Genomic DNA, 25,266 nt, shown 5'->3' on the forward strand with positions numbered 1-25,266 from the left:
GACTTAAAGGCTAACTCATCACACACTCGCCAAAAGTTATGTGTTCGGTTAATAATATGTCTGTCAACAAGTCGCATTCACATGAATTATTTCCTAAGCTTTAGTTGCCTATTTAATATTAACACACTTTTCTACAAATAGCCACTATTTTATACAATTTTCATTCAACAGCTAACCACCCCTCTGGCCTTGGAGAAAATGCAAGAGCTACAAGAAGCGATCGCTCCCAAGCTCCCAGATGGTACTAAAAATCCAGGCAAGATGCTGTATGAGGATTTCAAGCAGCAAGTATGGGCTTCCTATTCTCAATCAGAGCCAGTAGCTAATATTGTTCCCGCACCTAAATACGATTCTTCTAAAGCCACAGCTAATATGGCTCAAATATTCAGAATTAAAAACGAAGCAAGCAATGTCGGAAATGCGCTCGACCAACTTACCAGTTCTCTAGAGTCTTTTTATGGGCAAGTAGGGACAGAAATGTCGGCGCGTTGTGGAGCTGCGCTGGTGGGTAATTTCAATGATGGGATGGCACAAATACTAGAGCAGCTAGGCCACACTTCAAAATGATTGCAGAAGTTACAAAGATATGCGTGTCTATTTTTGTGGGTTTTGTTGGTGCGATAGCTTACTATGAATATTCAGAAACCGCTTATTTCTCTGAATTTCAGAAATTACAACAACAGCATTCAGAATGTTTGAATAAGCGCACGCAGCAATGGAGATTAGTTGAAAAATTTTATAAGGAGTACAAAAACAAATGACCTATACTTTAGGTTCTTCGTTACAGCCTAAATTTTCATCTGCTCGTCAGAGGCTTTCTACTGTTAGCGTTGATGGGACTGAGTCAATTACACAGCATGATTACGATCTTCAGAAGCAGCACAAAGAAGGTCAAATGCGCTCACTTGATTTGCAGATTATGGATAATAACCTGCTGGCTAAATCTTGGGATGTGGCTGCTTCTGGTGAGAAAGTTAAGCAAAGGCAAATTAACTACAACATCGAAAGCACTAACACTGATATTGCTGATGTTAAACAGTTAATCGCAGATGTAAATTATGAGCAAGAGCAGACTCGCCTTTCTTTGTCTCAGGAAAAGCATTCTCAGCTTCAGGATAAATTGATGTTTGAGCAAGCGTCTTCTGTGCAAGAAAGAGAGATGATGACCGTTCAAGGTAACACTCGGCATTTGCAAATAGAGGAGTCAAAATTAAATCTTACTCAGCTACAGGCAGGTCTTAAATCTCGCTATGCTGCTGATTTTGAAGTGTTGGATGGGATATTTATTGAGTCGTAGTTGCAGGAGTTTTTTTGAATGAGTAAAAGTTCTAAAAAAGGGGTTTTCCAGCGTCAGGTCAAGAAAGTGATTGGCATTGTTAATGATGGCGATAATTTGGGTCAGCAGGTGGGCATTGTTAATCTAAGCAGCCTTCCCGTTGCTTCTAACTCTGATGCTAGTTCTCAATCGGTTGTTGGTATATCTGGCAATGGTAAGAATTATGGTGAGCAAGTTGATTTCGTAGATATTTAATTTTTTTGGGGAGTAATTCTCCCCCTTTTTCTTTTTGCTTATGAAGTTCAAAATTGCAGTGGCAGGGATTATTGTTTCTACAGGAATATTCGTTTTTTCATCAATGAATGTGTACCTGGAGAAAAAGATTAAATTAGTATTATTAGGTAGCTCTTTTTTGGGAATTATAGTCAGTACCTCGACTCTGGCAAATACTATTAATTCCTCTCAAGAAAAAATCGATAAAATTTCAAAAGATGCTGATTTAGAATTAGCAACTTTACGGCAGCAAAATGAAGACTTAATAAATTCTCTACAAAATAAAATTGTTGAAGCTACGCAAGAAAAGGATATTAAAATATCTGAATTGGCTCAAGATATAGATAAGTTAACTCGTAAGTTAAAAACCTGTGATGTTCGTGTAAAAGAAGCTTCGATAGAAATTGCTAATAGGTATGAAGCTGAAATAGTAGTTATCAAACAACAATTAAATGATGAGTTTACCACTGAATTAAATCAGGCGATCGCTGTATCAGATGAACTTAGGAATCAGTTAGACTTATCTCAGCATAAACTAGAGCAGTTTTATAGTAGAGAAAATAATATAATTGCTGAAGAAAGAAGGTTAGACGATATAAAGAAACAGTTGAACTTGTACAAAGAACAACTGAAAATAAATCAAGAGAAATCAGCCTTGGAAGTAGAAAAAGCTTTATTGGCAGAAAAAGATAAATTTGATGAATTAGTAAGAACTAATGAACTCTACAAGCATCAGCTTTTAAAATATCAAGATGCACTAAACTCTCTACAATCTGAGAATACTAATTTAAAGAATAGTAGTAAGCTAAGAATTGCTCATGGTGCAAGTTACGAAGCTTACCTCTCTCAAATAATTCAGAATACTTATTTAGAGAACGAAATTAACGTTTCCTTTGCTGAATTTAATCGCTATGGAGATACTTTAGCTTTTAAGTTTTACCTAGTAGATTCTACCAAAGCTTCTAAAGCTTTAAAGATTAATCATTCCTTGGAATTATCAACTGGTAAGTTTTGTAACACTGAAATAAAAGGAGGGTATCTATTAGTAAAAACTGAAAATGAAAAATCTAGAGATGTTAATCCAATTGTTGTCAGTTCCGGTACTACTAAAAAGCGTGATACTTGTTGGTTAGATGATACCTTTGTGAAATCTCACCACGACTTAATTATTGGCGCAACTGGTAGGGGAAAATCTACTTTAGTAGATAATATTGCTGCTTTAGCTAATATTCATTTTGGAGGTAATGCAGAAATATTTGTAATTGACCCCAAATATCCTTATACAGAATGGAAGTTTGCAGGTAAAAAATTTAAACCACAATACAAGGGTTTAAATGCCATTAATGAGGATTTTCGTACCAGTTTTGATGGTCTTAAAGATATGGTAAACTCTCTACAAAATAGATTAGATGCTGCGACTATTGCTGCGGAGAATGGAGATGAATTACCAGAAATAAAACCTCAAATCTGGGTAGTAGATGAATCTTTAATGCTGAGAGAGTATGATAAAGAATTACATAGCAAAGCGATTAAATTATTATCTACAGTTGGTCGGGCTTTAAAAATAAGAATTATTTTATTGACTCAAGAATCAAATGTTAATACAAACGGCTTAACTGTTAGTGGTAGCTTCAACTTCACCAGGTATTATTTAGGCGACTCTGCCAAGGTTCCTAGTGTGATAAATCGGGAGATAAAATCAGCTACAGAGAAAAATGAAATAGTAGCTAAAACTTCAGATTTAATCGAACGGGGTGAGAAGTATTTTGGGTTGATTTGTCCCGGTGAAGAGAAGGCGTTTGTGGAGGTTTTGCCTCCTCCCGGATTCTACGCCGAACAGCAAAATTCTCCACAGAAGGATGAGTCTGAAATCCAGTTAGGACAATCAACAGAGCATCTTAATCCTCCCGAACCGCCAAAGGTCGAAATGGAGGATAACCGCCGAAATAGTGCTAATAATAGCTGCCCTAAATGTGGAGGAAAAAACCTCCCAAAAAATGGTGTGCGCTCCTTAAAAAGTGGTAAAGTACAGCGGTATAAATGTGGGGATTGTGGTAAACAATTCTCTGTAAAGTTATCGGATGCAGTAGAGGCTTTAAGATGAAAAAAAGTCATTTTTTGATTTAAAAAATTAAATTGTAATTTGATAAATTGGAAAGATTTGATACTGTTTCCATGCGATGAAGAATACTGGGATTTGTGGCACTACTATAAATTTTTATGGGACAATTTACCTGCTGATACTTCGGGACATGATGAGTGGTTTAAGAGAGTAATGGCCGATGAAAAAGGAAAGAAGGTTTATGATAAAAGTAATTTTCTATAAACCAATAAAAATATTATTCAGAATCATCAGATTATTATTAATGACAACAGCAAAAATAATAATCTATTTCCTGGATAGGCCAGTAGAAATCCAGGGAAAACCAAAGGTAAATTATCATACTTATATCCAATCTCCAGAGTGGAAAGCCAAAGGAAAAATATTCAAGAAAAAAGTAGGCAATCGCTGTCAAGTTTTTCCTTGGATAAAATTAAAAACCTACGCTGTGCATCATTGTACTTACAAGAATTTAGGTAGTGAAAAATGGAATATTGATTGTATAGTTTTATCAAAAACTGCTCATGCCATTGTGCATAGTTGGTTGGTTGGTAGCATCTATCCAATTGGAGTTTCTGAGCAAGACAAAAAAGGTCGTAATACTAAATTCAGTTTAGCTAGACCACAAATGAGTAAAATACAGTCTATATATACTAAGTTTCTCTCAATAATATATGTGGTCTATAATCACCCGATTTGGTATAAGTACCCTAATTTATTTCAAAGAGTTTTTCACTTCTATGCTCGTTTAGTTGGTTTGTTTTTGTACCTATTGAGGTAGGATTTTTTCCGGCTCGAACTCTGAATATAGCCTCAAGGGGGCGTATAAACCCCCGAACAAAGCTAAGATTCAGCCCCAACTAATAATTTCTCTTGCTGTCGGACGCTGAGAATTTGTTGAATTTCGGGAGCAGATAAACCATCCAAACATTGCATTTTTGCCGTTCCTCGACAATCTATCAGGCGATCGCTAAATTGCAAGCATTCAGATAATTTATCAATACTATTATCCTCCTCAGTCCGTTCTCTCCAATGCCATTCAAGACTATAGTAGACGGCTGTTTTTTCGTCCTGTAAGCTTTTCGAGTGCTTTATGTATTTAGGCGCAAAAACCCCCAAAGCGGGATTGATGCCTCTCGATTGTAACTGGACGATTAGGCGATTAAAGTCTGATAGGGAGCGGGTTTTTATATAAGATACCATTACACAATTGTTCGGGATATCCTCTGAGCTACCGGGTTCAGCAACCAGGAAAATTTGACCCCATAATTCATTACTTGTACTACCCAAGTCCCCAAACCATTTACTAAACTTGAGGATTGAACAGTGCAATTTACCACCTGCTGGACTATCACCGAGGGTCCAAACTCCCCCTTGACAGTTGTTGCGAAGCCCGATAGCTAAATCGGGTACAAGGATTGAGTTTTCTGCTACTTCTCCAAATACATTATACATGGCCTAATTATCCTAAAAAAAATTGTTGTGTTTATTGCCCTCTTTTGTTTCGGGGGCATTTATGTTAGTTTGAATCAATCATTTTTAGAGCTTCTGATATAGCCTTATTAAGACTATCAACTCGTTTGCTCATTAATTGATGGTTGATAGTTGGAGATACATAATACTCACAATCCCGGAAGCGCTTGATGTAACAATACTTTTTCTTACTGCGCTCTACTTTACATTGCGATCTATTATCGTCACCATAGCCTGCCTTGTAAGCTTTGTATCCTAAAGGTAAATACGAAGCTACTTTAGAACCTAAACTAGGTTCTAATGGAAGGCGATCGCTATTCTTAATCTCCCTCCAAATGGCCTCAAAATATGAGTAGATATCTTTTGGTATGCTGCTCCAAAAAGAGCAGTACGGGCTATTATTATGGATGATTTGGATGTAATCGCCATGATACGAATTACGGAGGTAGGAAAAATGATAGCCGTCAACCTTTCCACTGTGCTGAAAATCCCCATCCTCACTCCAGACAACCCTATGGTTTAACCCTGACTTGATTTTTGGATGCAAGATGTGTTTTGGAGTGATGAGCTGGTAGTAGATTTGCTCATTTACCATGAAGGCTTCCAAGTTCAGGTCGTACTTTTCCAACTCATTAATTAAGCTAGGGGTGATGTCTAGGTGGCCTCCACAGTGATATGCTGTACCAATTTCAGTCCCGTAATGCCAAACCTTGAGAATCATCTCATCATGCTCTACTTGAAAGCCTTCTAGTTTCTCTATTTCAGCTTTGATAGCATCTAGCCAGCTAGGATCGTCGTCATCGTATAAAAAGCTAAAATCAAAATCATCTGGAATGTAAACATAGTCATCCAAGGTATCCGCCCCGTCTAGGGAGGAGGCGGAATTATTACACGCCTCGGATGACTTTATATTTTTTTTAGGTTCAGTCCTTTGGAGAATATCGTGTATCCGCTTGCTGGAATATATACATTTTTACCATCCCAGTCAACGTGTACTGTTCCATCTTCTTTGACGAAGTTCACCTCAACAGTTTTGCCATATGCGATGCTGTCTTTGGTATGTACTTCAATGATGTCGCCTGCTTCTACCCTTGGTTTGGATGCTAGCTCCTCTGGCTGTTTTCCAGTTGGTAAAACACTTTGGGACTTTTGGGCGGGACCTAGTCCTGTGAAGTTATTGTTGGCTATTTCCTGAGCGGATGGTTGCTCTGATTCTGTGTCTGGCTGTAGCTGTGGTTCAGAGAGTGCCTTTTCTAATTTGGCCGTTAACTCAGGAGGACAAGGTGTCTGGTCTTTTGCCGAAACTCCTTTGAGCGATCGTTTATCTACTATCTTGAATGTGTCATGCTTTACTAAGTAGATAACCCGCTTGGAATCCTCTACTTGCTTGCCATATAAGTAAAAACCTACATACCGGGCAATTTCTAGCTTCCCAAGAGCGTTGTGCCAACCAACTAAGTCAAAGGGTAAGGCAGGTCGCTTGGAATCCGCGACGACGTTGATGCACTTTATGAGATTCCTCGAGACTAGGGTGCAGCTTTCCCAAATCTCAAGAGCCTTATCTGCACCTATGGATGCTTTAAATTCCTCTAATTCTGATTTGTTCTTTTTGCTCAACAATTGTTCCTTCAGTTGCGAGAGCGTGGGTTCAGGTTTTTGAACCATTGACTCATCTTCTACTTGCTCAACATCAGCAGCTTTTAAAGTTTCGACAGTAGCCTTAGCTGTAGGCTTGTCTTGCCCCTGAACTTTGCCTACTTCTGATTTTTTAGATAAGCAATAATTATCAAGAGTGATAGATTTACCTTCGTTCACATCCTTTAGGAGTAAAGGCAAATCTAATGCGTAAGTCCTAATCAAGTTTTCTTCAAGCTCGATAGTGCTTACTAAATCTTTTTTGTCGGTAAAAATCATCCCTAAAGATTTGCCTTGAATTTCTATGTACATAGCTATCTTGGGAATGCCTCGGGTCTTTGAAAATTCAAAAGTATCCAGTTCTGACAATACTTTTTCAACCAGAGCAAATTTTTGTTCTTCGTCGTCGGATTGAATCGGCAATACTACGGATTGTACCTGCTCATGTCCAGAATCCCATGCGGAAATTTCTTGTTCCGTAGGCTGATTTCTTTGAGAGAGTTGGTCATGTGCTTCAATTAATTGAGCTATTTCTGCTTCAGATGAGTATGGTGATTCAATAGGTTCATTCAGATTTTCTAAAATTTGTGCGGATTTCTCAGTAATTATTTCCTCAGTTTGGGGTGCGGTTTGTGGTGGCCCGTCACCGAATAAACTATCATAGGCTTCTATTTCTGATTCAGTATATTCGGCTGTTTTACCTACTGACTCAATTTCAATTGATTCAATTTCAATTCGCACTGGCATTGGTGTAGGTTCTGGCTCTTTGAGCTTGAGGCGATCGCTTACCAGCAGTTTGTAATCTGGATGCTCAGTCAGTAATGATTCTAGTTCTGCAACAACTGACTTAATCTTGGTATCAGCTTTTGTTAGCTCAGTCAGTCTGGATTTTGCTTTCTTGAGTTGAGCCTCTAAGATAGACACCAACTCTTCTTGCTTGATAATTGTTTGGGATTTTAGTAACATAATGTTTGCCTTCCCGGTTCTTTGTTTACGGACTATGAAGGACATTTAAAGGACATTGCCTCAACTTTGGTAGGAGCGGGCGGTGTCCTTTTTTTTGTCCCTGTAGAGGTTTTACCCTCTTACATCTATCATTATAAATGTGTTTACACTTCAATGTCAACCCTTTACAAGAAAAAAATAAATGGTATATTTAATGTGTAAACACAGGTAAAAAAAAGGACTAAAATTATGAAGGGCAAACCAGACAATATGTGGCGATCGCAGCCAAAAAACATCAGGAATGGCTTCGGCCAAAAGTTTGACGAGCCACTATCCAAAAAACCTGTGTCGGTAAGAATACCTATATCAGCGATGGACATATTAGACCAAATGCCCAGAGAAGAAAGATTAGAATTTGTGAGAAATGCTTTATGTGATGCGATCGCTCTTAAGCAAAAACAAACATATTCTGTAGGTGGTGGGGCGGGTAATTCTGATAGTGGTTAAATTGCCTCGGCCTTGTCGAACATTATCATAAGTATTCGTATTTTTACATGGAGGAAATACACTCATACCGGAGTGTACGCTCTTGTTTTTTTTTTGCATCTAATTTTCCGATAGCAATTGCTATCGGAAAACTTGTCTATGATATATGATATAGTGATATTAGATAATCGTCACAACATTCTAAAGTCATGGCATATCATAATAGAGGAGGGGCTAGAACCGGAGCAGGAAGGCCAGCAAAAGCTCCTACAAAAACGATAAGAATTGAAGAAAATTTAGGGGAGAAAATTAATGATTTATCGAAGAAATTAGAGCCTGATTTTATCCTCAGTAAATGGGATAGTATCGAAAAATTCCTGCTGTATAATGAATCACTGGAACAGCAAGAAAAACACAATAATTTACCGGAAAACTTGTCTAAGGCACTTTTAAACGATTCTTTAATCAAATTATTAGATAAAATATTTGGAAAATTTTCTCCTGATGATTTTATTAGCTATTGGGAAGATATCGATCTTACCGAAACAGAAATAGAACCTGTATTAAAAGCCACACCCCAAAAACCAGACATACAGGAGATTATAGCAGATTTGCCTCTATTTCAATTCCAGGAGTCGGCATCAGAGTCTATAACCTCAGAAAAACAAGATACACCAGGCATTCCAGAATTTGAATCTACGTCCAATGTAACCCCACAAAAGCTAGATACAGCAGTTGAGTTTTCCGACTATAAAACTTCAGACGGTAACTTCTTAACCAAAGAGCAATATAATATTATAAAATCTGTACGCGCTCGCCTCACACAAACTAAGAAGAAAGGATTATTAATTGAAGCACTTGCCGGGACGGGAAAAAGTACTATGTTAGCTGAAATAGCTAAGGTTTTGAAGTCCGAAAAGCTATCCCCATTAGAATGTCGATTTGTTGTGTTTGGTCGGAAAAATAAACAAGATTTAGCTAATAAATTAAGTGAAATAAAATGGGAAAAGTCGGTACAAACTTTAAATAGCTTTGGCTATGAAATACTAAGAGATGCTTTAGGCAAGTCTCACAAACAATTTAAATTAAATAATGGAAAATATCAACAAATAGCTCAACGAAAAAAGTATTTAAACTCCTACAATCAATGGGGAGAAGAAATTAGAGGTCAATTACAAACTAAAAATCAATATAAAGAAATAGCAGTCGAAACTCAGACTGATTTTTTAGACTTAATTGATAAAATGAGGTTGCATTGTTATTTCCTAGATGAGATAACCGAAGATAATGTATGGGAAATTTCCTCTAAATATGGTATGAAAATCTGCAAGAATAGGCTATCGGAAATAACTGAAGCTGCTTGCGATGTATTAGAAGCGGGTTTGGACGAAGGAATTAAGGAATTGCACATTGATTTTCTCGACCAAAGTTGGCTACTCTGGCACGACCAAAATGTGTATAAAGATGTGTTTGAAAAATGGTCAAATAAGTTTAAAGTAATTAGTGTAGATGAGTGTCAAGATACAGACTTATTGCAAATAGAATTTATTAAGTTGCTTTACAATCCGTCTAAGAATTTTGTAATTGCCTGTGGGGACAAAAATCAAGCAATTTACAGCTTTCGCGGTTGTTTAATAGATGGAATTGATGTAATAGGTAAAAAATTCAACTGTGATAAAATGCCCCTAACTACCAACTGGAGATGTGGCAAGAAACATTTGGAGTTAGTCAGAGAAATCTACCCACATATTAACATAAAACCAGCTCCTACTGCTCCAGATGGAGAAATTAGAATTATTAGAGAAACTAACTTTTTAGATATATTTGATGGAGCAGATCGCTCTTTATCTTTTTTTGGTATTTGTCGGAAAAATGCTCCCTTAATTATTTTTGCTATTCGATTACTAACTGCTGGTTATCCGGCCAGAGTTAAAGATAGAAATTTAGGTGCAAAATTACTAAATAAAGTGAAAGAAGTTGTGCGGGGTAAATATCATGTAAATAGTTTCTTGAATCAGGTAGAGGAATGGTTTCTATTTCAGGCTAATTCGATTAGCAAGTTACCGGAAAAAATCCAGGAGCAAAAATTAACTGAACTGAAAGATTATAGAGATTGTTTAGTGGCGTTATTTGCTAAGTTTCAGCCTAAATCACTCAATGATTGGAAGACTGAGATAGATAAAATTTTTGATGAATCAAATACTACTAAAAAAATCATTGATTTATATACCATTCACTCAGGAAAAGGAGGTGAGGGGCACTACACATTTATTATTTATCCCGAACAGATGCCAATTGAATATGAGAAGCAAAGTCAAGAAGAAAGGCAACAGGAGCAACATAACATTTATATTGCTTTAACAAGATGTTTGACTCGTGCTAAGGGTGGTATTTTGTGGTTGGTTTTAGGGGAGAGAAAAGGGGAGATAGAATGGCCTAAATGGCTACCGCATGATTATCGTAAATTGTGGGAAGCTCGGGAGGGAGAGAGAAAGTTGGAATTTGATTTAGATGATTGGGAATACACAGGAGATATTGAATTTTGAGGCGATCGCGTAAATCCGTATAGGACATTCCGTGGAGAAAGGACGAAAGTTATCGCTGCTCTTCTAACTAGATTTATACGCTTAGTTTGAGTCTAACTCCGTGCGTATAATCTATGTTGTTATACCATTTCTCAAAAACTTTTCTACACTTTGTTGAACAGGGGAGTGGGGGAGTTGGGGAGAAGCAAACAAAAGAATAATTAACATGAACTGAGCTTAAATTAGTAAAAAAGTGATTTTATTTGTGCTAATTAATTAATAACTGAAGTACTGTCCAAGTATAGCAATAATGCATGGGAATTGGTATTAGAGGGGATTGAGTAGCAATTGTCCTTTTTCAAGAGTCAGTAATCGGTGCTGTTTCCCCCCATCCCCCTCTCTCCCCATCATCCCTACAAAATTGTATTTTTGCAAAAATGGGATGCTCCCTATAGAAGTTTGTTCGTCATTCATAAAGTATAAAGTTTCATTGAATGACTAACTTGATAAATTCCCCATTGAGGCTGCATTTGTACATCTTGAAATCCAACTGACTTTAACCATTGTCTGATATCTCCTTGAGAATAAACAGGAGAATAAGGTTCTCTAAAAAGTTTAGCCAACCATAAAACATGACGCAATCTTTGTTGATTTCCATCCAGAATCATTAATTGTCCTTGCCAAGTAAGTAGCCGATAAGCTTCTTTTAAAATAGCTAGAGAAATATGAGGTGGCGTTTCGTGCAGCAACATAGAAATAGTGATCACATCAAAACTAGAATCCGGAAAAGTTGTTGCTTCTGCTAACCCTTGTTTCCACTCAATATTAAGGGTTTGCTGTTTGGCTTTATCGTCAGCCATCACTAACATATAAGCAGATAAATCTAAGCCTATTACCTTCGCGCTATAGAAAGTTTTTTTGAGTTCAATTGTCATTGAACCTGTCCCACAACCTAAATCTAAAATGGTTTGAGGTTCACTCTTAATAGAATGAATTAAACCTTGACGTAACTGTTTTTCACCGAATAAAGTCGCCCAAGATGTCACAGCATCATAAGTTAAAGCAGCGACTGGATTAAGATAACCCTGATTAATGCCGTGAAAATTGACCGATGTATAGTAAGATGGATAAGTCAATCCTAAAGCTTGAAAGCGAGTGACTTCCTTCTCCCAGTCAATGGTTTGATACAATTTTAATTGTTGTGTATCTATCAGATATTTTATCAAAAAATTGGCTAAAAATCTCTGGATTTGAGAAAATAGAACTATCATCATTATCCTAGTCTTAAGCAAGCGAAAACTATGAACACATCAAAAAGTTTACAATGGGGACTCACCAGCATTAAAGTCATCTCTATCATTTTCATCTCAAGTGCGCTCGCATGGGAACTTGCCAATCTTAACGTTTATTTGACTGATTGGCAAATCTCTCCTCATTTTAAATGGATTTTTTGGGTAGAACGTCCTGCTCTTTTGATTCATGGTATTGAGGCTATTATAGGAGGATATTATGCTTCTGTTCAAGGAAAACAGGCATTTCCTTATGGAGTCTATACGTTTTGGGTAGGATTTGTGGGTTTATTAGAATTAATTAATCCAGAAAAAGTATCTTAGTCATAGTAAAAAGTCGGTAAGTGGGAAACCACCGTCTTTTAAGCGGTGGATGGAAACGACGGGCGCGGGTTTTAACCCGTAGTCATGTTGACAGTTGAAAGTTGTTTCGCTAATATAAGTATTATACAGCGAAAACTCAATTATGTACCTAACCCAAAAAAACAAAATTAGAAATTTGTCTAGTCAGGAATTTAAATCTTTAAGACAATTGTGCAGATTGACTAAGAATATGTACAATGTAGGGCAATATTGCTGTGCGACAATTCTATTTTGCTGAGGGAGGATATCTAAGATACGAATCAAATTACCATTACTGCAAAGATAATGAAAATTACCAGCTACTTCAAACTGATATTGCACAGCAAACTTTAAAAGTTGTAGATAGGTCTTTTAAGTCATTTTTCAACCTTTACCAAAAAGCTCAAGAAGGTCTATATCGGTTTGAGCAAATACGGCTACCTAGATACCTAAAAAAGGAAGGTTATTTTCCTTTAATAATACCTCGGATTAAGTTAAAAGATGGATACTTTAATATTCCAATGTCTCGGAAATTCAAGACTGAATATGGTGCAGTAAAAATACCTTTTCCTGAAAGATTAGCAGACAAGAATCTCAAGGAAGTTAGGATAATTCCTAGATTTGATGCCAGATTTTTTGAAGTAGAATTTATTACAGAGTCAGAAGCACAGCCAGTAGTAAAATCATCAAACGCACTAGCAATAGACCTTGGTTTAGACAATCTAGCAACTTGTGTATCAAATACTGGGTCATCGTTTATTCTAGACGGTAGAAAACTTAAATCAATCAACCAGTGGTACAACAAAGAAAATTCTAGATTGCAGTCTATAAAAGACAAACAGGGCATTAAAGGTTTAACAAAGAGACAAATTAGCATTACGGTAAATCGGAATAATAAAGTCAGAGATTACTTGAATAAAGCTGCTAGGTATTTAATCAACTGGTGTATTGAAAATAGAATATCTACTCTAGTTTTAGGTGTAAATCCTGGCATGAAGCAAAATATCAATTTAGGCAAAAAAACTAACCAAAATTTTGTACAAATACCACACCATAATTTTAGATTTAAACTAAAAGCTATGTGTGATAGGTATGGTTTGACCTACACTGAACAGGAAGAATCCTATACTTCTAAAGCTAGTTTTTTAGATGGTGATTTAATACCTGTGTATAATGCTGATAATCCCACGGAATATAGTTTTAGTGGTAAACGAATAAAGCGTGGTTTGTACAAGACTAGGAAAGGAAAATTGATAAATGCTGATGCTAACGGTGCAGCAAACATTGGAGTAAAAAGCAACCTGAATGGGTTTACCCCGGACAGATTAGAGGCATCTTTGGCTATGCCATTAAGGGTGAAATTTGACATGACTTCAGTCTATCAAATTTATGCCACTTAAGAATCCGCGCGACTTTGAGTCCGTGGAGTGTCAAACTTCTTGGCACATTAAAAATCAAGATGTAGCTGAAATTATTGATAAATATAACAATGATTTCAATTCCTAATACTCTCTGAACAATACTAAACATTTCAGGCAAACTTTTTAGCGCAGCGACCCAACCGACACCGCACTAACTTGTTTTTGTATTTTTGCAAAAATGTTTTCTTGCGGTCGTGTTGGGTAAAAAGTTTAGCTGGCGGCCTGAAATGTGTTCGCCGACTATACTATTTCAAAGGGTAAAAAGAGTAGAATGCTGAAATTTTTATCTAAAAAGGCTTCCTTAATAATTAATAATTACTGAGATATCTATTATGATTTTAGCCAGGGGATATTGTGTGGGTTTTCAAAGTAAATATTACCCCTCCATTAATCATTAATTATTAATTGTTGAACACTCACATTTTTTTCACAATAATTCCCCATTGAAGTGAACTAGGCACAATTGGAAATTTGAGTAGAAAAAGATTCACACCACTCACACGAAAAAGCCTATATGGCTACTAACTATTTCCCTCGCAATAGATTCTTGCAGCTAAATTTGAATCTAACACAAAAGGATTTTCATTGCCTTGATATTTAGCAATTAAATGAGAACGAGTTATCTCTAAATCATCAACAGGGTCAGCAATATTCCACTGACAAAGTATTTCTTTTTGCTGTGGAAAAAAGTTAGAGTCTTTGGCATTAGCTTGCTTTCTATATACCGTGTAGAAATAGAACATAGCACGAGCTACATCACCCTTTTTATTTTCTCTGGGTTCAAATTCACTTCCTGTTAATGATTCACTATAATTATCAATTTCTGTAATGGGTTGATTAAGTAAAATTTGATTATTTATCCACCATTTATCTGTGAATGAATCATTAATTTCTGCGAAAGGATTATTGCTCCGTTCACTATTGACCCGTTTATAAGCAGGAAAAAGACTATGCAAATCACTCTTAGCAGAACCTCTTGCTCCCTTACTTTGAGGATAAATATGCTCGGCATTAATATCATTTTGATATGCTATTTGTCTAGGATTAGATGAATTGGGGTCTAAATCAATACTATAACCAGTGTATATACCCTGAACTACACCATCATGGTTATCAATTTTTGTATACATGATATCTCTACCCATCTTATAACTAAAAGTTTTTTTGGGAGCATATTCTTTAGCTACTTTTTTCAATAGTTCTATACCATTAAGCTCTGGCATAATTGATTCTAGTTGACTACTTTCTAAGTTAAAAGCTATTCCATTAGACGAAAAGTTGACTAGAAAAAAGCAACTTAAACAGACACATAATAAGATTTTTTTAACTAATTGCATAAGTATTTTTTTCCTTTTAAACAAATAAAAACAACCTAAAACTCCAAATTTTGCACCGCCCGTTTTTTAGTTTCCTCACCCCGTCGGTCGTATTTCGCTGTAGTAACGGGTGAAGCATGACCTGCTAATTTCTGAACCGTCACAATATCTACATTAGCATCGAGCAAGTCTGAACAAAACGTTCGACGAAAATCATGGGGACTAAACTCCTCAACACCCGCCTGTAGAGCGCGTTTCTTCAAAATCTTCAACACAGCATCAGGACACATTCTGCGCATCTGTAAGTTGCCACCCTTATTAACCGGACACAATAATGGTCCAGGCATTTCTCCTCTTACCTTTAACCAATTTTCCACAAGTGCGATCGCACTCTCTGGCAAATAAACCATTCTATCCTTACCGCCCTTCCCCAGACGTACCTGCACCTTTCCGGTTGTAGGGTCAAAATCTTCTAAGTCTAAATTAACCACTTCAGCTCGACGCAAACCCGTACCCCGTAGGATAGCAATTATTGCAGTATCCCTCACATCTATTGGTGAATCTGACTGACAGACTTCCATGATGCGTGTAATCTCAGAACGAGTCAGAGCGCGACCTCTAGGTTTACCTTGAACTCTCATATTAGATAAATCTACTGCGTGTGAATAGTTTTGGGGGTCGATTAAATCCAAACGAACAGCCTCTTTTAATACCCGCCTCAAAGCACAAAGCATTTTATTGACAGTGGATGGGGAATATTTTTGTCTAAGGACAACTTTGAGTGCAGCGGTGTGTTGGTAACGGAGTTTAGACCAATCCAGAGTTATTGCATCACACTCACCCCTCGTCAAGAGAGAGGCCATAGTGTTGAGAGACTGTCTCATGGTGACCACAGAACCAGGACTCAAAGAGGCCAAATAGACCCCCACAGGATGTTGGTTAAGAGGGACAGGGGCAGTGAGTCCGAGATGGTCTGGGCCACACACAGAGATATTTTCCATGATTACAGTAATAGCTCTTTTAAAGTTTGCTTCTCAAGAGTTATTTTGTCACAGTTTTTATCCTCTTTTTATTACTTTTGAATTCTCTCTGGTTTGAGATATTTTTAATACTTTTTAGTGTCTATGTATTTCTTTTTTACTCCTTTCTATATTTTATTATAGCACGATTACTGTAATTTTAGCTATTTGTATAAAAGATAAATTAGTTAGTAATAGCTTAATTATATTTACTGAAGTTTTAGCCAGAAAAGTTTGTAAATTAAATTAAAAGGCCACGAAAATTATTGGACTTGTTGAATTTATCATCAGGTTCAATTAGGAAATAATTCAACGGGTAAAAGTATTGGCCAACTGGCTAAGTCATGTCCAACCGAGCGTTGGATCATCTAAAAATTAAGAATTATTAATTAATTTTTGGGTAAAGCATAATTCTTGACAGCAGCCTAATCGGTTGATAAAGTTGCTCTTAGCAACTTATGGCTCAATTTCACTAGCTGAAGTATTTTGTCAGTTTTTCCTAGACAAAAGTTGTAGTTTCCTCTCCTACAACCAACCTGATTGGCGTTGCGACATCAATCGGGAAAAACAATGTGCGTCCATAGTCTTAACAAATTCGGAGAAAAAGCTGAAGGTAAAGTTGCCTCCTGCCTTCTCACTCGCTCAAAGTCTACAAGTCTCTACACGAGACAAGAGCGAAACTCCCCAAAAACCAGAACCGCCACGAGACCATAGCCAACTAGACCAACTAGACAGATGCCCTGGAAAGAGTCGATCGGACTTATGATGAAACGTCAAGTCATCATACCACAACCTCCCCACCGCTTGGGTTAATGCGGATTAGTTGGAAACCTGTTTACTTCAGCGTGAAACCAGAACCACCTGTAGCCTCTAACGCTTGGGTTGAAGAGGATTAGTGGGGAATCAGGTGTAGGTTTTTGCAGCTCAAAACTCTGGAAGAACTGGGGTAAATTAGCTAAAATAAATAGTAGACATCAAAAAAAACGCTCTCAAATAACCTCCTAACCCATCCTCCAGAAAATGCCCGTTCCCGCCACTCCCACCACAGAAACCCTCACAGGAATAGTAGAGCGCATCACCTTCCACTCCTCTGAGTCTGGCTACACAGTAGCTCGCCTCAAACTCCCCAAAACCGACAACCTCACAACCATCATCGGCAACTTCGCCAACATCCAACCAGGACAAACCCTCCAAATCACAGGCTTTTGGCGCGACCATCCCCAATATGGCCCACAACTCCAAGTTACCCACTACACCGAAACCAAACCCGCCTCCCTCACCGGAATAGAAAAGTACCTCGGCAGCGGTTTAATTAAAGGAGTAGGACCTGTGACTGCTAAACGTATTGTCAACCACTTTGGTCTAGAAACCTTAGATATCATCGAAAATAACGTCGAACGCCTCACGGAAATTAAAGGTATTGGCAAGAAAAGAATTGAACAAATTGCCTACGCCTGGGAACAACAAAAAGCCATCAAAGAAGTAATGATGTTTCTCCAAGGTCACGGCGTATCAACAGTTTACGCCACTAAGATTTATAAACAGTATGGTACAGGCGCGATCGCCACTGTCACCGAACGTCCTTATCAATTAGCAGAAGATATCTATGGTATAGGTTTTCTCACAGCAGACAAAATTGCTGAAAATGTGGGCATCCCTTTAGAGTCAAAGTTTCGTTACAAAGCAGGAATTTTACACACACTTACCGAGGCCACTTCAGACGGACACTGTTTCCTGCCTGAAAGTGAGTTGGTGGAAAAAGCTAAAACACTACTAACAAAAGATGAACATGAGGCTGAAGCTGCTTCTATCTTGGCAGTCATCACTCAGATGCAGGCAGACAAAGACTTAATGAAAGATGGAGCAGATGGGGAAGTTGCTCTCTACAAACCCAGTATTTTTCATACCGAACAAAACCTTGCACAACTGCTACACCAACGCCTAATTCAAACAGTTGAGGCAGATATTCCCCGCGTTCGCAATTGGATACAACGCTTTACTCAAAGTCGCCAAATTCAACTTTCCCAACAACAACAACTAGCAGTTGAAACCTCTGCCTATTCTCAAATGATGATTTTGACAGGTGGCCCTGGATGTGGAAAGACTTTCACCACCGCAACAATAGTTGAGCTATGGAAAGCTATGGGTAAAAGTATCTTATTGGCAGCACCTACAGGTAGAGCTGCTCAAAGGTTGGGAGAGGTAACTAAACTTCCAGCTCAAACCCTGCACCGCCTTCTAGAATTTGACCCGAAAACAATGGATTTTCTGCGTGATGAGGATAACCCCCTGAAATGCGATGCTCTAATTATTGATGAAAGCTCAATGTTGGATATTTTTCTGGCTTATTCGTTAGTAAAAGCTTTGCCAGAGAATTGTCAACTATTGGTAGTAGGAGATGCAGACCAACTGCCTAGTGTGGGACCGGGGAATATTCTCAAAGATTTGATTTCCTCTGGAAAAATTCCGGTGGTAAAACTAACACAAGTGTTTCGCCAAGCAGCTCAAAGTGCTATTGTTACTGCTGCTCACCAAATTAATCAAGGAAAATTACCCCAATTTGAACCTATTTCTAATTCTCCTAAATCTGATTGTCTTTGGCATGGGGGTGGCACTCAACCCGAACATGGCGTTCAAACGATTTGCGATCTAGTTGAACATTTTATTCCGAGTATTGGTTTAACTCCCACAAAGGATTTGCAAGTTCTCTGTCCCATGAGTCGAGGGTTATTGGGAACTCGTAATTTGAATAAAGTTTTACAGGAGCTTATTAACCCTCCAACTCCTGAAAAAACTGAAGTGGTTAGGGGCGCAACTATTTTTCGGGTAGGCGATCGCGTAATTCAACAGACTAATGATTATAAGCGGGAGGTATTTAATGGGGACTTGGGTATAATTAATAGTATTGATACCACAGAGCAGGAAGTGGTGGTGAATTTTGGTGAGCGTAGTATTACTTATGATTATCCAGATTTGAATGAAATTGCTTTAGCTTGGAGTATTTCTATTCACAAGAGTCAGGGTAGTGAATATCCAGTGGTAATTCTGCCATTGTATATGCAGCATTATTTGATGTTGAATCGCAATTTATTTTATACTGGGATTACTAGGGCGAAGAAGTTGGTAATTGTGGTGGGGAGTAAAAAGGCGATTTCTATTGCGGTGAGGAATGAAGGCCAACAGCGGTATACGAGGTTGCAGTCATTATTTGTTGAGTTGAGGTCAATCTGTCCCTCAATGCTTCCTTCTAGATAATTGTCTAGCTTTTTTGCGACTCTCAGGTGGGAACCGCTATTAAATCATCAATAATAATTTCGGTATTTTTTCCGAGCCATCCGTTTCGCCTTTTTTGTATTCCATCTAGGCACATCTTTCAATCTAGGTGTATTTTGTAATTCTTCAGGAATTGACTGACCAGTTAATGCACTCACAACTGATGCAATAAATTTACAACAACTTTTAGGGGATTCTACAATTTGTTCTTCAGCAAAACGAATTACAACCCAATTTTTCTCCAAAAAGAAATCATCTCTATTTGTATCTTTCGGAACATCAATACAGTGAGTAGGTTTCTTTTTCTTTGCATCATAAGGCTCATCTATTTCAATATCTACATATAAGTTCCACGCTGGTAAATGTAAAATAAAGTCTGGAGTATATGGATATTCTACATATTTTACCATCTTATAATCTATTAGTATTTGCCCAGGAAAATAACGATTTAATTTATCATAAAAACTAAATTCAGTGCGACCTTTTGGTGCAGAGCTTCCCGGAGTAGGAGACAATACTTCGAGCTGGTTGAACCGATGTTTATAATGTTCAATGACCTTATTCCTTTGAATAAAATCAATCTGATTTGTTAAAATTTGACTGTGGCTATTAGTTATTGATAATTCCTGGCCTTGCCACTGCTTTAATGCTTGTTCATATTGTCTTAATGCCGAATCATATTCAGTTTTTTTTGTCGCGTATTGGAGATTATTATTAAAGTAGATAAATGTTCCTACTGTAAATCCTAACAGTAGAAAAATAGCTCTATGAGGCATAGGTATCGGTATAAAAATAGAAAGAAAAAATACACCTAAACTAATTAATATAAATCTGAGATTTTTAGGTTTTATTAATTTAGACATCACAGGTTTGACAGGTTTTTTTGTCCGCAAAGGTACTGTGGGTTCAGGTCTTTTTATATCAGGTATTTGTACATCAATATCAAGTATTTTTTTGGGGATTTTTAAGACTGGGTAACATTCGCTCATAATATATTATTAAGTAGGCTGAAAAAATGGTCGTTATGAGAAGGAAATAGGCAATATCTACTCCCTATTGCACAATTTTACTTTTCGTTAAGAGAGTATCTTTATCTACTAAGTTGTTCTCTGCCTCTATTTGAGTTCATCTTCTCCCGAGCTTCTTTTTCCAAGCGGTCTTGCAGTCTCAAAAACTCGTGCAACATATCCGCAGAAGCATTTGAACCACTATCAATCCATCCGTCACCATCACGAACACTATTAACAGTTTGGCCAGTCCTGCGGTCTATGATAGACATAGTAGCGTGGTCTGGTTCGTACACTATTTGATGTGTAGGTGAATCAAATGTGTTCGTACCATGAATATTAAGTATATTATTCGCAACAATGGATACTTCATCTATCAGCTTTTCCTGAAAACTAAAATCAATATTATCCAAATTTAGATCAATCATAAAATATCTCCTCTTATCAACGACTAATATTTTTATCAATAATTCTGGTGGTTTTTGGTGCTTCTAATTGTGGAGCGACTTGATTTTCCAGATGCTCCACATATTCTTTGCTCAGGCTCGAATTGAAGGATTCTACTTGTTTGTTTGAATCAAACAAAATCTCCATATTCTCCTCTCCCTCTACAGTTAATTTGCGATCGAGGATAGACCAAGTAACAGAATTGCGTTCGCCTTCGAGCCGGATGTCAAGGCCCATATTAGAAACAGCCCCATAACGTTCTAGGGCAGCAAAAAGGATAGGAACTGCTCGTTGAACCAAGTCTTGTTGCAAAGGATCGTCGTCTACTAGCTCCTGTACTTCAGATTCTTCTTTGTCTGCTAGTTCCTCAGTATCCGAAATGTCAGGTTCGTCTTTGTCCCTAAATTCAGTGGTATTGTTTATAGCCGGAACTGCTGTTATAGGTTGATGATGTGTTTCTGTATCAACAGTATTAACAGTGACTCCACTAGCAGCATCACTACTACTAGCAGTAGAATTCTTATCACTCAAAACTGAAGGAAAAAAATCAATCTGTAACCAATTTGAGGATGAATTCTCACGCTCATCAAGCAAAGCTTGCCTAGTTTCCTCCCATAATTCCTCAGACATCCCCCCAGAAAGACTTTGCTCTTTAATTTGCTCAGAAAAACTGCGATATTGTTGGGCAAAAACAGCCCATTCATCCCCAAAATTTTCCAGTTTTGTGGCTGTCAATTCAAATCCCACAGCACGCCGAACAGTATCAGGTATTTCGATGCTTGTTTCACTCATAATTTACTTAAATATCTATAGGTAAAGGGTTACTGCGACGCGAACTAATTGTTGCGGAAGATTTTGGATCTTCGGGTAAAGGGAGAAGTTCTTCTGCTAGAGCAATACGCTTATTCATTTCTTCAGCCATGCGCTCATCCAACTCATCATAACTGCTAATTTCTAATCGTTTAAACTCAGAGGCAATTAAGCGAGGTTCTATTTTCTCCTGCCACATCTTTTCGTTTCCCTGAAAGCGTTTTACCTGTTGTAGTGGTAATTTGATTTCGGGTTTGATATGCCAGGGGACGCTGCCCTCTTGAGAGCTTCCGACAGCCGGATTAATAAAAACACAGCTACGCTTAAACTTGAGCAGAACTTCCTTACTCATCAACGGCACGATCTGAATAGACTGATTTTTAGAGCGTGACCCCCCCGCAGCACCAGTACCAAAATTATGAGAAACATTTTGAGTAGAGTAGGTGATTTCCGACTCTCCCAAGTATTTGGAAATTTCCTCTGCCGTTTCCACATGGCCGGGATTGAAGAAAAACTTGGTCGCCATGTTTGCCTGTATAATTGTAGCCCCTTCTTTGCCATAGCGTTGCTCAAGCTGTTTGTTGTTCTGAAATCCGATAATAGTACCGCATCCCTTAGACCGGAATTCTGCTGCATATTGCGCTACATTGACTTTTATGGTAGGTAACTCGTCAAACATCAAAACTAAGCCACTCTGGCGCTGCTTGGCAAAGTTTTGCAAAACAATCATGTGAATAGTTCCTGCCAATACGGGAGCTAGAGCATCTTGGCGAGCAATATCATTCTCAACCACAAGCATCATGCCATCATCAATATAGGTCTTGATACTTGAATCACCAATAGTACAGGCCATTAATTGAGGTTGTACCAAAGGCTGTAATAAATTATAAGCCCCTGCGATAATTCCACCAGTAGTTTTTCCTGCATCCTCCTTAGCTAAAGAAGCTATTTGATTGAATTGATACCAAAGGAAAGGAGAATATTTTTCCCGTTTGCGAGTTGCTTCTAATAGTCTTTTTTCTAAATCAGAAAGCTGGATTAAAGCATAGCACATAGCCAAGTCTGGATACTCCGTAGCCCGTGCCAGTTGGATTAAAGCCTGTAGTAACTGTTGACTGGCGGGTTCAAAAAACGGGTCTCCTCCCGAATTATCTTTGGAACCATTTTGATATAAGACCTCTGCTAATTGTTTAGCTCCAAAATTATCAGTAGCACTACGAATGAAATCCTTGATAGGATTGATACAACAACTATATGGTTTTCCAGGGGCAAAAACCCTCACATTTTTGTAACCATTCTGCAATGCTTCAGTCGCTACAACCCACTTTTGCTCTCCCTTATAATCATAGAGAAGAAAACCAAGATTTTGAGCGATCGCTGCTGAGGCCAAAGGATTCAAAACTCCGAAAGTTTTACCACAACCCGCACCTCCGACAACCATTACACCTCGATTGATTGTACACACGGGAATAGTAGGAGGATTGCCAGAAAAGAAAGTGCCGATAGAACTCCGTTTCCTGAGTTTCCAGTCCCCACAGTAGAGGCCAATTTCAGAAACTTTTCGCTTTTCAATTTCGGAACATAATTTGCCAATAGCAGAAGCTTTTTCTCCTCTTCCTGCCCAATGTGCGGTGGTGAGCTTTTGCTTTTTGTCGCCACCGAGAAGTTGCATTACTAATAGAATTCCTCCCATAGTCAGAATTAGAGGTAGATTTTCTCCCCCAAAGACATTGCCAAAAGCGCTGCCTATATCGCCTGCGATATTGTTAGATGGTGGTGGTTGAGTAGTTTGTGCTAAGATTTTCAAATGATTTTCCTCCTGAATAATTAACAATTAATAATTAACAATTAATAACCACCTCTGATAAATAAATAATTAACCAACAAAGCAGGGCTGTTTCATGCTAAACTGTGCTATTTAATGTATTAACGAAACCACCTGACTTAAAGCTTTAGGACATTTATATTTCGCTGTCTGAAAATCAATAAATTCATTACAAAAATCTAGAATTAAATGATTATGCAAACAATGAATCATAAGTCATATTATTTACAGATAACTTTTCTACACTTTGAAAAAATAAGTAACTGAGGGAGTAAAGTAGAAAAAAAACAGAAATATTAGATAACTGGTTGATAATTAGGTAATGATTTTTTTGTGGTTTTTAATTACTTTAAAACTGAAGTATCAGCTAAGTATAGCATTACTTTTTTATTGGTATTATATAGAATCTGGTTATATAGTATATGTTGATAATTCTAGAATTACTTAAATATTTAATCTCCCCCACTCCACTACTCAAAACTATACAATAACTATTCAACCGGAATCTATATTACCCCCAATGAATCCGCAACTCAATTATTACTTATTATTTCAATCGAAAAGGGAGGTTTTAAACCTGATTTTTGAAATCAATAATTATTAATAATTAATTATTAATAACACTATTTCTGGTTTCCACAATCTTGTAAACTTGTCCGTCAAAACATTCGGTAATCTTTTGCAAGGTATTGTTTGTGGGATGTGTTTGGAAAAATCGCAAGCAAGGTAGGGAACTTTTAGCAATAATACCATTAGGCGGCTCTTTCAGTAATTGGATTTGAGTAGTATTTTTAGGAAGGAGCGGATTAATATATCGCCTCAAAATAGGTCTATACTCTCCCGGAGTTTCTTCTAGATAGGCAAGATGTAGACATCCAAAATATCCACAAAAAGATGGTGAATTTATCTTAAATAAAGTAAGTTTATTAGTCAGACGAATTGCTTCTAGTTGTGTATAAGTGTTCTCGTTAGCCTTTTCGGACGAATTATCAGCAATAATTTGCTTTGCCGTTTCTAAAGAGACGACTTTAGTGGCAGGTTTCCAACCACCAATAGCTTGAGCATGGGAGCCACACCCAATAATTCCGAATAATCCACTCAGGATGAGAAACAGAGCAAATCCTTTAAGAAAAGGGACTATAAGGTAAATATATTTTTTTGATTGTGAGGGTGTCATAATTTTGCAATAGGTTAGTTAGTGGCACAGCTAACTACAGTGCCACTATGAGAGTTGTAATAAGTCCTTACTTTCTGGCCCAATTTCAGTATAGTTAGGCTATTGTCAGCATTTGCTACCCTAGAGTCAATGGGGGTGGACAACCCACCAGCAAAAATTTGAGCAGTTCTTTCAATCAAGCGATCGCCACAAAAATACTTACTTGTAGTAGGATCGATTTCGCTGCGAGCTAATAGAGCAGCTTCACCAATAATTAGTCGCATCACCTCATCTTGTTTGGATGGGGGAAAAAATTTGTTTAGAGCTGTGGGTGTAGGATGGTTGGTGTTTTTCAAATTCAAGAGAAAAATTTCGCCCTCATTATGCAGAGTAATACTTTCTACTACTTTTTGGTGAGTAGAGTGTAGATGGTATTTGCCAAGAGATTTCCCACAGCGATTGTCCAAACAAGTGATTGGTGGAAAATCAGATTGACTATTGCTATAACCCACACTTAAAACCCACATTCCGCACTTCACAATGTAGTACGAAAAGATACATGAACGATAATCAAAATTTTAGCCAACAAATTAATAGATAGAACATAAAAAAGTGAGTGGCACAACTATTGTTGGTGAACCAGGGAG

The 25,266-nt window shown here is 37.6% G+C and carries 24 protein-coding genes; 12 read left to right on the forward strand and 12 right to left on the reverse strand.

Going from position 1 to position 25,266, the window contains the following annotated elements; translation table 11 throughout:
• Positions 1-198 precede the first annotated feature (198 nt).
• From F6K23_RS36075 to F6K23_RS36100, 6 genes are all read left to right on the forward strand, one after another.
• Positions 199-567, forward strand: a complete 369-nt coding sequence (locus F6K23_RS36075; RefSeq protein WP_293165378.1) for a hypothetical protein — start codon at positions 199-201, stop codon at positions 565-567.
• A 190-nt stretch (positions 568-757) separates the two neighbouring features.
• Positions 758-1,297 (forward strand): hypothetical protein, encoded by a 540-nt coding sequence (locus F6K23_RS36080; protein ID WP_293165380.1) that lies wholly within the window; start codon positions 758-760, stop codon positions 1,295-1,297.
• Positions 1,298-1,315: 18 nt separating this feature from the next.
• Entirely contained in the window at positions 1,316-1,531 is a 216-nt protein-coding gene (locus tag F6K23_RS36085; protein ID WP_293165382.1) for a hypothetical protein, read from the forward strand.
• A gap of 40 nt (positions 1,532-1,571) precedes the next feature.
• Positions 1,572-3,653 (forward strand): hypothetical protein, encoded by a 2,082-nt coding sequence (locus F6K23_RS36090; protein ID WP_293165384.1) that lies wholly within the window; start codon positions 1,572-1,574, stop codon positions 3,651-3,653.
• 57 nt (positions 3,654-3,710) lie between these two features.
• Complete coding sequence (locus F6K23_RS36095; protein WP_202218480.1) at positions 3,711-3,875, forward strand: hypothetical protein; 165 nt, start codon at positions 3,711-3,713, stop codon at positions 3,873-3,875.
• Entirely contained in the window at positions 3,853-4,431 is a 579-nt protein-coding gene (locus F6K23_RS36100) for a hypothetical protein (protein ID WP_293165386.1), read from the forward strand. Before F6K23_RS36095 ends, F6K23_RS36100 begins: the two co-directional genes overlap by 23 nt.
• Positions 4,432-4,493: 62 nt before the next feature.
• On the opposite strand, the gene F6K23_RS36105 is transcribed toward F6K23_RS36100, so the two are convergent.
• From F6K23_RS36105 to F6K23_RS36115, 3 genes are all read right to left on the reverse strand, one after another.
• Entirely contained in the window at positions 4,494-5,105 is a 612-nt protein-coding gene (locus tag F6K23_RS36105; RefSeq protein WP_293165388.1) for a hypothetical protein, read from the reverse strand.
• A gap of 64 nt (positions 5,106-5,169) precedes the next feature.
• Complete coding sequence (locus tag F6K23_RS36110) at positions 5,170-5,976, reverse strand: hypothetical protein (RefSeq protein ID WP_293165390.1); 807 nt, start codon at positions 5,974-5,976, stop codon at positions 5,170-5,172.
• A 53-nt stretch (positions 5,977-6,029) separates the two neighbouring features.
• Positions 6,030-7,724: a hypothetical protein gene (locus tag F6K23_RS36115; protein WP_293165392.1), complete on the reverse strand. Its 1,695-nt coding sequence runs from the start codon at positions 7,722-7,724 to the stop codon at positions 6,030-6,032.
• 228 nt (positions 7,725-7,952) lie between these two features.
• On the opposite strand from F6K23_RS36115, the gene F6K23_RS36120 reads away from it, so the two are divergent.
• Positions 7,953-8,210: a hypothetical protein gene (locus F6K23_RS36120; RefSeq protein WP_293165394.1), complete on the forward strand. Its 258-nt coding sequence runs from the start codon at positions 7,953-7,955 to the stop codon at positions 8,208-8,210.
• Between the two features lie 188 nt (positions 8,211-8,398).
• Complete coding sequence (locus tag F6K23_RS36125; protein ID WP_293165396.1) at positions 8,399-10,735, forward strand: UvrD-helicase domain-containing protein; 2,337 nt, start codon at positions 8,399-8,401, stop codon at positions 10,733-10,735.
• Positions 10,736-11,184: 449 nt separating this feature from the next.
• On the opposite strand, the gene F6K23_RS36130 is transcribed toward F6K23_RS36125, so the two are convergent.
• Positions 11,185-11,988 (reverse strand): class I SAM-dependent methyltransferase, encoded by an 804-nt coding sequence (locus tag F6K23_RS36130; protein ID WP_293165398.1) that lies wholly within the window; start codon positions 11,986-11,988, stop codon positions 11,185-11,187.
• Positions 11,989-12,015: 27 nt separating this feature from the next.
• Here F6K23_RS36130 and F6K23_RS36135 point away from each other — a divergent pair, with 27 nt between their 5' ends.
• Together F6K23_RS36135 and F6K23_RS36140 are read left to right on the forward strand one after the other, a co-directional pair.
• The gene (locus F6K23_RS36135; protein ID WP_293165400.1) at positions 12,016-12,327 is read left to right on the forward strand and encodes a hypothetical protein; all 312 of its coding nucleotides are present in this window, start codon (positions 12,016-12,018) and stop codon (positions 12,325-12,327) included.
• Between the two features lie 254 nt (positions 12,328-12,581).
• Positions 12,582-13,745, forward strand: a complete 1,164-nt coding sequence (locus F6K23_RS36140) for a transposase (protein WP_293165402.1) — start codon at positions 12,582-12,584, stop codon at positions 13,743-13,745.
• Between the two features lie 542 nt (positions 13,746-14,287).
• Here the strand turns inward: F6K23_RS36140 and F6K23_RS36145 are convergent.
• Both F6K23_RS36145 and F6K23_RS36150 read right to left on the reverse strand, forming a co-directional pair.
• A complete protein-coding gene (locus tag F6K23_RS36145) occupies positions 14,288-15,103 on the reverse strand; it encodes an endonuclease I family protein (RefSeq protein WP_293165404.1) in 816 nt (271 codons plus the stop codon).
• 35 nt (positions 15,104-15,138) lie between these two features.
• The gene (locus F6K23_RS36150) at positions 15,139-16,083 is read right to left on the reverse strand and encodes a tyrosine-type recombinase/integrase (protein ID WP_293165406.1); all 945 of its coding nucleotides are present in this window, start codon (positions 16,081-16,083) and stop codon (positions 15,139-15,141) included.
• 451 nt (positions 16,084-16,534) lie between these two features.
• Between F6K23_RS36150 and F6K23_RS36155 the strand changes: the two genes are divergently transcribed.
• Positions 16,535-16,867, forward strand: a complete 333-nt coding sequence (locus F6K23_RS36155; protein ID WP_293165408.1) for a hypothetical protein — start codon at positions 16,535-16,537, stop codon at positions 16,865-16,867.
• 254 nt (positions 16,868-17,121) lie between these two features.
• Complete coding sequence (locus tag F6K23_RS36160) at positions 17,122-19,356, forward strand: ATP-dependent RecD-like DNA helicase (RefSeq protein ID WP_293165410.1); 2,235 nt, start codon at positions 17,122-17,124, stop codon at positions 19,354-19,356.
• 47 nt (positions 19,357-19,403) lie between these two features.
• On the opposite strand, the gene F6K23_RS36165 is transcribed toward F6K23_RS36160, so the two are convergent.
• The 6 genes from F6K23_RS36165 to F6K23_RS36190 form a co-directional block, all read right to left on the reverse strand.
• The gene (locus tag F6K23_RS36165) at positions 19,404-20,363 is read right to left on the reverse strand and encodes a hypothetical protein (protein WP_293165412.1); all 960 of its coding nucleotides are present in this window, start codon (positions 20,361-20,363) and stop codon (positions 19,404-19,406) included.
• Positions 20,364-20,464: 101 nt separating this feature from the next.
• Complete coding sequence (locus F6K23_RS36170; protein WP_293165414.1) at positions 20,465-20,809, reverse strand: hypothetical protein; 345 nt, start codon at positions 20,807-20,809, stop codon at positions 20,465-20,467.
• A 16-nt stretch (positions 20,810-20,825) separates the two neighbouring features.
• On the reverse strand, positions 20,826-21,620 hold the full coding sequence (locus F6K23_RS36175) for a hypothetical protein (RefSeq protein WP_293165416.1): 795 nt from the start codon (positions 21,618-21,620) through the stop codon (positions 20,826-20,828).
• Between the two features lie 7 nt (positions 21,621-21,627).
• Positions 21,628-23,445, reverse strand: coding sequence for a type IV secretory system conjugative DNA transfer family protein (locus F6K23_RS36180; RefSeq protein ID WP_293165418.1), 1,818 nt, complete (start codon positions 23,443-23,445; stop codon positions 21,628-21,630).
• Between the two features lie 625 nt (positions 23,446-24,070).
• Positions 24,071-24,640, reverse strand: coding sequence for a hypothetical protein (locus tag F6K23_RS36185; protein ID WP_293165420.1), 570 nt, complete (start codon positions 24,638-24,640; stop codon positions 24,071-24,073).
• Between the two features lie 14 nt (positions 24,641-24,654).
• A complete protein-coding gene (locus F6K23_RS36190) occupies positions 24,655-25,146 on the reverse strand; it encodes a hypothetical protein (RefSeq protein ID WP_293165422.1) in 492 nt (163 codons plus the stop codon).
• Positions 25,147-25,266 lie beyond the last annotated feature (120 nt).

The sequence above is a fragment of the Okeania sp. SIO2C9 genome (assembly GCF_010672455.1).
Classification (GTDB): domain Bacteria; phylum Cyanobacteriota; class Cyanobacteriia; order Cyanobacteriales; family Microcoleaceae; genus Okeania.